This is a genomic window from Pseudomonas sp. F-14 TE3482 (assembly GCF_053629455.1).
In genome coordinates this window covers 1,853,776-1,865,508 of sequence record NZ_JBRJII010000001.1, presented here as the reverse complement: position 1 = coordinate 1,865,508, position 11,733 = coordinate 1,853,776, and the positions used below count along the sequence as shown (strand labels likewise).

Genomic DNA, 11,733 nt, shown 5'->3' with positions numbered 1-11,733 from the left:
TAGACTGAGTTCTATCAGCTATGCCCCGCGTCCCGCTTCGTTTCTAAGGCCTTTTGCATGTCCGATCCTCGTTATCAGGTCGACGTCAGCGTCGTCACCCGCTATCTGGCAGAACAATCGCAACCCGAGCAAAATCGCTTTGCCTTCGCCTACACCATCACCGTGCAGAACAATGGCGAGTTACCGGCCAAGCTGCTGTCGCGGCATTGGGTGATCACCGACGGGGACGGGCATGTCGAGGAGGTTCGTGGTGCAGGCGTCGTCGGCCAACAGCCGTTGATCGACGTGGGCAAGAGCCACACCTACAGCAGCGGCACTGTCATGACGTCCAAAGTCGGTACGATGCAGGGCACTTATGAGATGGTCGCCGACGACGGTAAACACTTCGATGCCGTCATCGCTCCGTTTCGCCTGGCAGTACCCGGAGCCCTGCACTGATGGCGACGTATGCCGTCGGCGATTTGCAAGGCTGCCTTGAGCCGCTGCAATGCCTGCTCAAGCAAGTCGCTTTCGACCCGGCAAAGGATCGCTTGTGGCTGGTGGGTGATCTCATCAACCGTGGTCCGCAGTCGCTGGAGACCTTGCGCTTCCTTTATAGCATCCGCGAATCGCTGGTGTGCGTACTCGGCAACCATGACCTGCACTTGCTGGCGGTCGGGCAAAACATCGAACGCCTGAAGAAGGCCGACACGCTTCGCGAGATTCTTGAAGCACCCGATTGCGGGGAGCTGCTGGAGTGGGTTCGGCAACAAAAGCTCATGCATTACGACGAGCAGCGCGATATCGCACTGGTCCATGCCGGCATTCCGCCTCAATGGTCGCTGCGCAAAGCCTTGAAGTGCGCCGCCGAAGTCGAAGACGCCCTGCACGATGACAATCGCTTCGCGCCTTACCTTGACGGCATGTACGGCAATGAGCCGGTGAAATGGGACAACGACCTCAAAGGCGCGGCTCGCCTGAGAGTCATCACCAACTATTTCACCCGGATGCGTTTTTGCACCAGCGACGGCAAACTCGACCTCAAGGGCAAGGAAGGCATCGACACCGCGCCGCCGGGTTATGCGCCATGGTTTGCCCACAAGGAGCGCAAGACCAAAGGCCTGAAGATCATCTTCGGCCATTGGGCGGCGCTCGAAGGCCAGTGCAACGAGCCAGGTCTGTTTGCGCTCGACACCGGTTGCGTCTGGGGTGGCGCCATGACCCTGATGAACGTCGACACCGGTGAGCGCCTGCAATGTAAATGCGACGCCCGAGGTAATACCCGGCCGCCAGTCGCCGCTTCTATCCCCGAACAAACGTCAGCCAGCGCCCCGCGCTAGACTGCGCTTTCAGCCGAGCCACAGGAGCCCGCCATGAGCGAATTCAAACGTATCCCCCCAGAACAGGCCCAGGCCCTGCGCGAACAAGGCGCGGTGGTGGTCGATGTCCGTGACCCGGCAACGTTTGCCGCACTGCACATCGCCGGTTCGAAGCATCTGGACAATCATTCTCTGCATGCTTTCATTCAGGGCGCTGACCTGGACGCGCCGACGGTAGTGGTCTGCTATCACGGCAATTCCAGCCAGGGCGCGGCTGCCTATCTAGTCAGCCAAGGCTTCTCCGACGTCTATAGCATGGATGGCGGTTTCGAGTTGTGGCGTACGACCTATCCTTCGGAAACGGCGCAAGGCACTTCCGAATAATTTTTTTCAATGCGCGCAAGCCCCGGTCCCCGCGGGCTAGCGCGGTGACAGACGAACGGTCTGCCACAACTTATTACGCATCTTGCATTTACCTTCCGAATTCCCAACTATCCTTAAGCGCAGGCCATCCAAAACAGGGGAGAGCCGGTACACCGGCGCGCGGGTCATCGGGAGTAGCTTTCGGAGTCGTCAGCTCCGGGAGAGTTCTGGGGGGTAAACAGCAACTGCCTGTTCGGTTGCTGCCAGCATCGACTGAGTGATCCGGCGTCGGCTCCACGTATCGAGCGAGGTGACGTCATGAGTATCTTTAGCCACTTCCAACAACGCTTCGAGTCCACGCGCCAGGAAGAACTCTCTCTGCAGGAGTACCTGGAGCTGTGCAAAAAGGACCGCAGCGCCTACGTTTCCGCCGCCGAGCGTCTCTTGCTGGCCATCGGAGAACCGGAGCTGCTCGACACCTCGACCAATTCGAGGCTGTCGCGAATCTTTTCCAACAAGGTGATCCGCCGCTATCCGGCCTTTGAAGACTTCCACGGGATGGAAGAATGCATCGACCAGATCGTGTCGTATTTCCGCCATGCAGCCCAGGGTCTGGAAGAGAAGAAACAGATCCTCTACCTGCTCGGCCCTGTCGGTGGCGGTAAGTCGTCCCTGGCCGAAAAGCTCAAACAACTGATCGAGAAAGTGCCCTTCTACGCAATCAAGGGCTCGCCGGTTTTCGAGTCGCCTTTGGGTCTGTTCAACGCCACCGAAGATGGCGCGATCCTCGAGGAAGACTTCGGCATTCCCCGGCGCTATCTCAATACCATCATGTCGCCATGGGCCACCAAGCGTCTGGCCGAATTCGGCGGCGACATCAGCCAGTTCCGCGTGGTGAAACTCTATCCGTCGATCCTCAACCAGATCGCAGTCGCGAAAACCGAGCCGGGAGATGAAAACAACCAGGACATCTCGGCACTGGTGGGTAAGGTCGATATTCGCAAACTGGAAGAGTTCCCGCAGAACGACGCCGATGCCTACAGCTACTCGGGCGCACTGTGCCGGGCCAACCAGGGCTTGATGGAGTTCGTCGAAATGTTCAAGGCACCGATCAAGGTGCTGCACCCATTGCTGACGGCCACCCAGGAAGGCAACTACAACAGCACCGAAGGTTTGGGGGCGATTCCGTTTACCGGGATCCTGCTGGCTCACTCCAACGAATCGGAATGGCACACCTTCCGCAACAACAAGAACAATGAAGCCTTCATCGACCGGATCTATATCGTCAAAGTGCCGTACTGCCTGCGCGTCAGCGACGAGGTGAAGATCTACGACAAGCTCCTGTTCAACAGCTCGCTGGCCAAGGCCCATTGCGCGCCCGACACGCTGAAAATGCTCGCGCAGTTCACCGTACTCTCGCGCCTCAAGGAGCCGGAAAACTCCAACATCTATTCCAAGATGCGCGTGTATGACGGCGAAAACCTCAAGGACACCGATCCGAAGGCCAAGTCGATCCAGGAATACCGCGACGCAGCGGGTGTCGACGAAGGCATGAACGGTCTGTCGACCCGCTTCGCCTTCAAGATTCTGTCGAAGGTCTTCAACTTCGATCCGCACGAAATCGCTGCCAACCCGGTACACCTGCTCTACGTGCTGGAACAGCAGATCGAACAGGAACAGTTCCAGGCCGAGACCCGGGAACGCTATCTGCGCTTCCTGAAAGAGTACCTGGCGCCGCGTTATATCGAATTCATCGGCAAGGAGATTCAGACTGCCTACCTCGAGTCTTACAGCGAGTACGGTCAGAACATCTTCGATCGCTACGTGCTGTACGCCGACTTCTGGATTCAGGATCAGGAATACCGCGATCCGGAAACCGGCGAGATCCTCAACCGCGTAGCCCTGAACGAAGAACTGGAGAAGATCGAAAAACCGGCTGGCATCAGCAATCCGAAGGATTTCCGCAACGAAATCGTCAACTTCGTACTGCGCGCCCGAGCCAATAACAACGGCAAGAACCCAACCTGGCTCAGCTACGAAAAACTGCGGGTGGTCATCGAGAAGAAAATGTTCTCCAACACCGAGGATTTGCTGCCGGTCATCAGCTTCAACGCCAAGGCCAGCAAAGAGGACCAGCAGAAGCACAACGACTTCGTCACACGGATGGTCGAGCGGGGCTACACCGACAAACAGGTACGACTGCTGTCTGAGTGGTACTTGCGGGTCAGAAAATCACAGTAACCCGCTGCCGGTCAGACCGGTTGTCGTTAGCCCGAGGCCTGTTTACGCTTTTTCTGTTACACAGGCCTCTGGAGGTGTCCGAAATGCGGTAGCGAGGTTCAGGCAGCATCAAAGCGCTTGAGGGGAGCGTGTACACCCTCCGGCACTGGCCTTATGCTGCGTTAACGCTCGCCCCTTTCAGGACAGCTTCTAAGGAGCAGTCATGAGCTATGTGATCGACCGACGTCTCAATGGCAAGAACAAGAGCACGGTGAACCGCCAGCGGTTTCTGCGGCGCTACCGTGATCACATCAAAAAGGCCGTCGAAGAGGCGGTCAGCCGGCGCTCCATTACCGATATGGAACACGGCGAGCAGATCAGCATTCCCGGCCGCGACATCGACGAGCCGGTGCTTCACCACGGTCGCGGCGGCAAGCAAACCATCGTGCACCCCGGCAACAAGGAATTCACCAGCGGCGAGCACATTGCCCGCCCGCCAGGAGGTGGCGGCGGCAGAGGCCCCGGCAAGGCCGGTAACACGGGTGAAGGGATGGACGAGTTCGTCTTCCAGATTACCCAGGAGGAATTCCTCGAATTCATGTTCGAGGACCTTGAACTGCCTAACCTGGTAAAACGCCACCTGACCGGCACCGACACCTTCAAGACCGTACGCGCCGGTATCAGCAACGAGGGCAACCCGTCACGGATCAACATTATCCGCACGCTGCGTTCGGCCCATGCCCGACGCATCGCCTTGTCCGGCAGCAGCCGGGCGAAATTGCGCGAAGTCAAAGAGGAACTGCTGCGACTTAAACGGGAAGAACCGGACAACTTCGGCGATATCCAGAATCTCGAAGCAGAAATCGAGAAGCTCAGCGCACGCATTCACCGAGTGCCGTTTCTCGACACCTTCGACCTCAAGTACAACCTGCTGATCAAGCAGCCGAACCCCAGCTCCAAAGCCGTAATGTTCTGCCTGATGGATGTGTCCGGCTCCATGACCCAGGCGACCAAGGACATCGCCAAACGCTTCTTCATCCTGCTGTACCTGTTCCTCAAGCGCAACTACGACAAAATCGACGTCGTGTTCATCCGCCACCACACCAGCGCCCGTGAAGTAGATGAGGAGGAGTTTTTCTATTCCCGGGAAACCGGCGGCACCATTGTCTCCAGCGCCCTGAAACTGATGCAAGAGATCATGGCCGAGCGTTATCCGAGCAACGAATGGAATATCTATGCCGCCCAGGCGTCCGACGGTGACAACTGGAATGACGATTCGCCGATCTGCCGCGACATCCTGATCAATCAGATCATGCCGTTCGTGCAGTACTACACTTATGTTGAGATTACCCCGCGCGAACACCAGGCCTTGTGGTTCGAGTACGAACGCATCGCCGAAGCCTTCTCTGACACTTTTGCCCAGCAGCAACTGGTCTCGGCCGGGGATATCTATCCGGTCTTTCGTGAACTCTTCCAGCGCAGGTTAGTGACATGACCGCCAAAGAGCAGAAGCGCCAACCCATTTCCACCGGCTCCGAATGGACATTCGAGCTGATCCAGGCCTACGACCGCGAAATCAGTCGTCTCGCGGCCCGCTACGCGCTGGATACGTATCCAAACCAGATCGAAGTGATCACCGCCGAGCAGATGATGGACGCCTATGCCTCTGTCGGTATGCCCCTGGGTTATCACCATTGGTCCTATGGCAAACACTTCCTCAGCACCGAAAAATCCTACAGTCGCGGCCAGATGGGGCTGGCCTACGAGATTGTGATCAACTCGGATCCCTGCATCGCCTATCTGATGGAAGAAAACACCATCTGCATGCAGGCGCTGGTGGTGGCTCACGCCTGCTATGGCCATAACAGTTTCTTCAAAGGCAACTACTTGTTCCGCACCTGGACCGATGCCAGTTCGATCATCGATTACCTGGTGTTCGCCAAGCAGTACATCATGCAGTGCGAAGAACGCCACGGCATCGACGCGGTAGAGGACTTGCTCGACTCCTGCCATGCGCTGATGAATTACGGGGTCGACCGGTACAAACGCCCGTATCCGATTTCCGCCGAAGAAGAACGCCGTCGGCAGAAGGATCGGGAAGAGCATCTGCAGAAGCAGATCAACGATTTGTGGCGGACCATTCCAAAAGGCGCGGACAAGTACAGCGACAAGGACAACGCACGCTTCCCCGCCGAACCTCAGGAAAACATCCTGTATTTCATCGAAAAACACGCGCCGTTGTTGGAGCCCTGGCAGCGCGAAATCGTGCGGATCGTACGCAAGATCGCCCAGTATTTTTATCCACAGCGCCAAACCCAGGTCATGAACGAAGGCTGGGCCACCTTCTGGCATTACACGCTGATGAACGACCTGTACGACGAAGGCCTGGTCACCGATGGTTTCATGATGGAGTTCCTGACGTCCCATACCAGCGTGGTCTTCCAGCCCGGTTTCGACAGCCCCTATTACAGCGGCATCAACCCCTACACCCTGGGTTTTGCCATGTATCGCGATATCCGCCGGATATGCGAACACCCCACCGAAGAGGACTATCGCTGGTTTCCGGAAATCGCCGGCACCGACTGGCTGTCCAGCATCAAATTCGCCATGAGCAGCTTCAAGGACGAGAGTTTCATCCTGCAGTACCTGTCACCCAAGGTGATCCGCGACCTCAAGCTGTTCAGCATCCTCGATGACGATCAGAAGGACGATCTGCTGGTTCCGGCGATACACGATGAAGACGGCTATCGAACCATTCGTGAAACCCTGGCGGCGCAATACAACCTGGGCAATCGCGAACCCAACATACAGATCTACAGCATCGACCGACGTGGCGACCGCTCCCTGACCTTGCGCCACCAACAACACGACCGCAAACCGCTGGGCGATTCCACTGATGAAGTGCTCAAGCACCTGCACCGCCTCTGGGGCTTCGACATCCACCTGGAAACCCTGCAAGGGGATCAGGTGATGAAAACCCACCATGTTCCGCCCAGAAGCGAGCATGGCGAGGGGGATTACGGCCGGCTGGACTTGGCAGTCATTCATCTTTGATCCTGTTTTCTGCCTCCGGAAGTTCGACGCAAAGGTTATTCTGTCGGGCTAACGGAGGTTTTTTATGCAGATTTATAAAGTCGGCGGTGCGGTCCGCGATCGCCTGCTGGGCAAACCTGTCACCGATATCGACTGGGTCGTTGTAGGCGCCACCACCGAAGAAATGCTCGCCAAGGGCTTTCGTCCGGTGGGCGCGGACTTCCCGGTTTTTCTTCACCCCAAAAGCGGTGAGGAATACGCCCTCGCCCGCACCGAACGCAAAAACGGGCGCGGCTACGGCGGCTTCATCTTTCACGCCAGCCCTGATGTCACCCTCGAAGAAGATCTGATTCGCCGCGACCTGACGATCAACGCCATGGCCGAGGACGATCAACAGAACCTGACCGACCCTTACCACGGTCAACGGGACCTCGAGGCTCGCTTGCTGCGTCACGTTTCCCCCGCGTTCGCCGAAGATCCGCTCCGTGTTTTGCGCGTTGCCCGCTTTGCCGCGCGTTATGCGGAACTGGGTTTCACCGTCGCCCCCGAGACATTGGAGCTGATGCGTCAACTCAGCGAATCCGGTGAATTGGAGGCGTTGACGCCCGAACGCAGTTGGAAAGAAATCGCCCGCGCGCTGATGGAAGACCAACCCCAAGTCTTCATCGAGGTGTTGCGCGAGTGCGGCGCGCTCAAAGTACTGATGCCGGAAGTCGACGCGCTGTTCGGTGTACCGCAACCCGAAGCCCATCACCCGGAAATCGACACGGGCGTGCATACCCTGAGCGTGCTGGAGCAAGCGGCGCTACACAAACAACCGCTGACTGTACGCTGGGCCTGCTTGCTGCATGACCTGGGCAAAGGTTTGACGCCCGAGGAAGAATGGCCCCGCCACATAGCCCACGAGCACAAAGGCCTGAAGCTGATCAAAGCGGTCAATGAGCGCTTCAAGGCACCGAAAGACTGTCAGGAGCTGGCGCTGCTAGTGGGCAAGTATCACACCCATGGCCATCGTGCTCTGGAGCTGAAACCGTCGACCTTGCTGGAGTTGCTGCAGAGTTTCGACGTCTATCGTCGACCTCAGCGCTTTGAGGAATTTATCGCGGCGTGCGAAATGGACGCTCGAGGGCGTAAAGGCCTGGAGCAGAGAAGTTATCCACAGGCGGATTATCTACGGGGCGCGGCAACTGCAGCGCGAAGTGTTGCCGTTCAGCCATTGCTGGAAAAGGGATTCAAGGGGCCGGAATTGGGCGAGGCGATCAAGAGCGAGCGCCTCAAGGCGTTGAAGGCTTACAAAGCGGTGGCGCCTGCTTGAAAAGCATCGCGGGCAAGCCCGCTCCCACAGGTATGGTGAAAGTCCTGTGGGAGCGGGCTTGCCCGCGAAGACGTCAGCAAGATCACAGCAGATTCAAGGGAGTCAACTGCTCGCCGCGCCACTCGAAAGCCACCGGCGCCAACACCTGATCGATCTGCGCCTCATCCCACAAAGCCGCAAAGCTTTTGCCTACGCCCGGATGCACACGATCCGGTGCAATCAGCGACAACGGCCACAGCACGAAGGCATTTTTCAGAATCTCTGCCCGCGGCAAGATCAAACCATCGAAGTTGCCCACCAGGTCGCCAAACAGCAGCACGTCGATATCCAGCGGCAAGCCTTTGCGGTCCGGCGCGTAACGGCCGTTATCCGCCTCGATGAATTTCAACCGTCGATCGAGCTCCATCAGCGGCAGATCGGTGAAGGCCGAGACCACAAAGTTAAAAAACGGCCCGCTCTTGATCCCCACCGGCCGGCTTTCGAATACCGCCGAGCAGCGCATATCCACCAGGAAACCCGCCAGGGCGTCCAGGCCTGCCTGCAAATGGGCTTCGCGCTCGATATTGCTCCCGAGCCCGAGGTATACCTGAGTCAGCGACATCCGCGCTCGATCTCCACGCCCACACCACCCGTGGCAGCCGGGATGGCACCTGGCTTGGTCAGTTTGAGGCGCATCCAGGTGATCTTGAATTCGCTCATCAGCACTTGCGCCAGACGCTCGGCAAAGGTCTCCACCAGCAGGAACTGCGCCTGCTCGGCAAACGCCTGAATGCGCGACGAAACGCTCGCGTAGTCGAGCGCCAGGGCCAGGTCATCACCGGCGGCGGCCGGACGATTGTCCCAGGCGAAGCTCAGATCAAGTCGCAGACACTGTCGGATGCCTCGTTCCCAGTCGTAGGCACCGATGACGGTGTCGACTTCCAGGCCCTCGATAAACACTCTGTCCAAGCACTTCTCTCCACTGCACGACAAGGGCGCAATGCGCCGTTAGAATCAGGGCGTCCTCGCCCGGAATAGTTAGCATGTTTTGGTTACTGGCGATCCTCGCCTACCTGCTCGGCTCTCTGTCCTTCGCCATTTTGCTCAGCCGCCTGACCGGCAACCCCGATCCGCGAATGAGTGGCTCGGGCAATGCCGGGGCCACCAATATGTTGCGTCTGGCCGGCAAAAAACTCGCCATTCTGACCTTGCTCGGCGACCTGAACAAAGGTCTGCTACCCGTATTGATCGCAGCTGCAGTAGACCTTTCACTGCAACAACAGGCCTGGATTGGCGTCTGCGCCGTTATCGGTCACCTGTTTCCGCTGTACTTCCGCTTTCGCGGTGGCAAGGGTGTCGCCACCGCGGCTGGCATGCTGCTGGGGCTCTACCCGCCCGCCGCGCTGCTGGCGGTCTGTGTCTGGTCACTGACGTTCTACCTGACCCGCACCAGCTCACTCGCAGCCCTGATTGCCACACCATTGACCTTGCCACTGCTTGCCTGGCAAGAACCAGCGGCATTGCTGCCCATGAGCGCGCTCACAGGCCTGATCGTCTGGCGTCATCGCGGCAATCTACGCGACCTGTTTGCCGGGCGCGAACGGCATTTTTAAATACCGCACATGAGCGCCGCTCATCACAGCGCCGACAACTGCTCCATCGGCCAGCGCGCCTGCACGCTGATCGCCAGGCTTTCATGCTGGCCGGCCTGCAAGCGCTGACAACCGGCAAACGCAATCATCGCGCCATTATCGGTGCAGAACTCCGGACGGGCATAAAACACATCGCCCTTCATGTCGCCGAGCATTTTTTCCAGTGAAACCCGCAGTGCTTTGTTGGCGCTGACGCCCCCTGCGATCACCAGACGCTTGAGACCCGCCTGTTTCAGGGCACGCTTGCACTTGATGGTCAAAGTCTCCACCACGGTCTGCTGGAACGCCAGCGAGATGTCGCAACGGGCTTGCTCGCTGTCGTCCCCGGCGCTGACGCTCTGTTGCCAGGTGTTCAGGGCGAAGGTCTTCAGGCCGCTGAAGCTGAAAGCCAAGCCTGGACGATCACACATCGGACGCGGAAAAGTGAAACGTCCTGTAACGCCCTGCTCCGCCAGACGCGCGATCTCCGGGCCGCCCGGATAATTCAGACCCATCATCTTCGCGGTCTTGTCGAACGCTTCGCCGGCCGCATCGTCGAGGGTCTCGCCCAAGAGCGTGTATTGGCCGATCCCATCGACCTGAACCAGCTGTGTATGACCACCTGACACCAACAAAGCGACGAACGGAAACTCCGGTGGTTGCGGCTCCAGCATCGGCGCCAGCAAGTGACCTTCCATGTGGTGCACGCCCAAGGCCGGAATGCCCCAGGCAAACGCCAGCGCCTGGGCGCAGGAAGCCCCCACCAGCAAGGCTCCGACCAGGCCAGGACCCGCGGTATAAGCGATGGCGTCGATCTCGGTCGGCACACAGTCGGCCTCGGCCAGGACCTGACGAATCAAGGGCAGCATGCGTTTGACGTGATCACGCGACGCCAGCTCCGGCACCACGCCGCCATAGGCACGATGCAGATCGATCTGACTGAACAGCGCGTCGGCCAACAACCCGCGCTCACTGTCGTAAAGTGCGACACCGGTTTCGTCGCAAGAGGTTTCTAATCCCAGTACTAGCATGGGTTTGCGCCTTGTAGAGGCTGAATTCGAAGGCGCGCATAATAGTCGTCGCGTGATGCCCCTACCAGCGGTTTTCGATCAGAGGCTTTGCATTCCGAGCGATGAGGGGTTAACATCCGCAACCCTTAAAAACCGACGTCTTCAAGTGCTCTTTTGCCGCGAGGATGTTGACCCCGGTAATGAATGAAGGTAGCTCTGGATGCCAGCCGTCAAAGTAAAAGAGAACGAACCCTTCGACGTAGCTCTGCGTCGTTTCAAGCGCTCCTGCGAAAAAGCCGGTGTACTGGCTGAAGTTCGTAGCCGCGAATTTTACGAGAAGCCAACTTCTGAGCGTAAGCGTAAAGCAGCAGCCGCTGTTAAGCGTCACGCCAAGAAAGTTCAGCGCGAACAGCGCCGCGCCGTTCGTCTGTACTAATACACAGACGATCGTAGCAAGCTTCTGCCAAGCCCGGCCCTCAGCCGGGCTAATGGCATTTGCGGACAACGCTTGATGCTTCACCGTCAAAGCCGCAGACGCGACCGAGACAAATCTGCTTCACAGCGTCAGACCTGGCTCTTTTGCCAGCGGTGCACGTCTTTTCTGACGAGCCTTCCAAGGCTACTGACGAGCACACCCACTGATTCCTCTCACGACGATCAGCCCAAGGCACCTTCTTGCGTGCCCGCTTATGAGCTATCCGAGGCCAATGACTGGCCGTCGCCGGATTCAGCGAAACACTTTCAAATAGTCGAATACTGATTGGTATTAACGTCAGTGGATTTTCGGCAGATACACTTCCCGACAGCGATACGCAGACGACACAGGTCGAGCCGCACACCCTGCGTGCCTCGAACAACGACCCGCGTTTGGCCGCCCTTCGTTT

The 11,733-nt window shown here is 58.3% G+C and carries 12 protein-coding genes; 9 read left to right on the top strand and 3 right to left on the bottom strand.

The window, feature by feature from the left end; translation table 11 throughout:
• Positions 1-57: 57 nt before the first annotated feature.
• The 7 genes from apaG to AB7M26_RS08255 all read left to right on the top strand — a co-directional run bounded on the left by apaG (position 58) and on the right by AB7M26_RS08255 (position 8,229).
• Positions 58-438 (top strand): Co2+/Mg2+ efflux protein ApaG, encoded by a 381-nt coding sequence (gene apaG / locus AB7M26_RS08285; RefSeq protein ID WP_123497395.1) that lies wholly within the window; start codon positions 58-60, stop codon positions 436-438.
• The gene (locus AB7M26_RS08280; protein WP_123497393.1) at positions 438-1,319 is read left to right on the top strand and encodes a symmetrical bis(5'-nucleosyl)-tetraphosphatase; all 882 of its coding nucleotides are present in this window, start codon (positions 438-440) and stop codon (positions 1,317-1,319) included. The genes apaG and AB7M26_RS08280 overlap by 1 nt, the downstream gene beginning before the upstream one ends.
• Before the next feature lie 33 nt (positions 1,320-1,352).
• The gene (gene glpE / locus AB7M26_RS08275) at positions 1,353-1,682 is read left to right on the top strand and encodes a thiosulfate sulfurtransferase GlpE (protein ID WP_007904261.1); all 330 of its coding nucleotides are present in this window, start codon (positions 1,353-1,355) and stop codon (positions 1,680-1,682) included.
• Between the two features lie 297 nt (positions 1,683-1,979).
• On the top strand, positions 1,980-3,902 hold the full coding sequence (locus AB7M26_RS08270) for a PrkA family serine protein kinase (protein ID WP_007904259.1): 1,923 nt from the start codon (positions 1,980-1,982) through the stop codon (positions 3,900-3,902).
• A gap of 202 nt (positions 3,903-4,104) precedes the next feature.
• A complete protein-coding gene (locus tag AB7M26_RS08265) occupies positions 4,105-5,376 on the top strand; it encodes a YeaH/YhbH family protein (protein WP_123497391.1) in 1,272 nt (423 codons plus the stop codon).
• On the top strand, positions 5,373-6,935 hold the full coding sequence (locus tag AB7M26_RS08260; RefSeq protein WP_007904256.1) for a SpoVR family protein: 1,563 nt from the start codon (positions 5,373-5,375) through the stop codon (positions 6,933-6,935). The genes AB7M26_RS08265 and AB7M26_RS08260 overlap by 4 nt, the downstream gene beginning before the upstream one ends.
• Before the next feature lie 64 nt (positions 6,936-6,999).
• The gene (locus tag AB7M26_RS08255) at positions 7,000-8,229 is read left to right on the top strand and encodes a multifunctional CCA addition/repair protein (protein ID WP_123497389.1); all 1,230 of its coding nucleotides are present in this window, start codon (positions 7,000-7,002) and stop codon (positions 8,227-8,229) included.
• Positions 8,230-8,311: 82 nt separating this feature from the next.
• On the opposite strand, the gene folK is transcribed toward AB7M26_RS08255, so the two are convergent.
• Positions 8,312-8,830 (bottom strand): 2-amino-4-hydroxy-6-hydroxymethyldihydropteridine diphosphokinase, encoded by a 519-nt coding sequence (folK, locus tag AB7M26_RS08250; protein ID WP_123497387.1) that lies wholly within the window; start codon positions 8,828-8,830, stop codon positions 8,312-8,314.
• On the bottom strand, positions 8,821-9,177 hold the full coding sequence (gene folB, locus AB7M26_RS08245; protein WP_123497385.1) for a dihydroneopterin aldolase: 357 nt from the start codon (positions 9,175-9,177) through the stop codon (positions 8,821-8,823). Before folB ends, folK begins: the two co-directional genes overlap by 10 nt.
• 74 nt (positions 9,178-9,251) lie before the next feature.
• Between folB and plsY the strand changes: the two genes are divergently transcribed.
• Positions 9,252-9,821 carry a glycerol-3-phosphate 1-O-acyltransferase PlsY gene (gene plsY / locus AB7M26_RS08240; RefSeq protein WP_123497383.1) on the top strand — a complete coding sequence of 190 codons (570 nt, stop codon included), beginning with the start codon at positions 9,252-9,254 and terminating at the stop codon, positions 9,819-9,821.
• A gap of 23 nt (positions 9,822-9,844) precedes the next feature.
• Here the strand turns inward: plsY and tsaD are convergent, their stop codons facing one another.
• Positions 9,845-10,870 carry a tRNA (adenosine(37)-N6)-threonylcarbamoyltransferase complex transferase subunit TsaD gene (gene tsaD, locus AB7M26_RS08235; protein ID WP_429388596.1) on the bottom strand — a complete coding sequence of 342 codons (1,026 nt, stop codon included), beginning with the start codon at positions 10,868-10,870 and terminating at the stop codon, positions 9,845-9,847.
• Between the two features lie 199 nt (positions 10,871-11,069).
• On the opposite strand from tsaD, the gene rpsU reads away from it, so the two are divergent.
• Positions 11,070-11,285, top strand: a complete 216-nt coding sequence (gene rpsU / locus AB7M26_RS08230) for a 30S ribosomal protein S21 (RefSeq protein WP_002551877.1) — start codon at positions 11,070-11,072, stop codon at positions 11,283-11,285.
• Positions 11,286-11,733 lie beyond the last annotated feature (448 nt).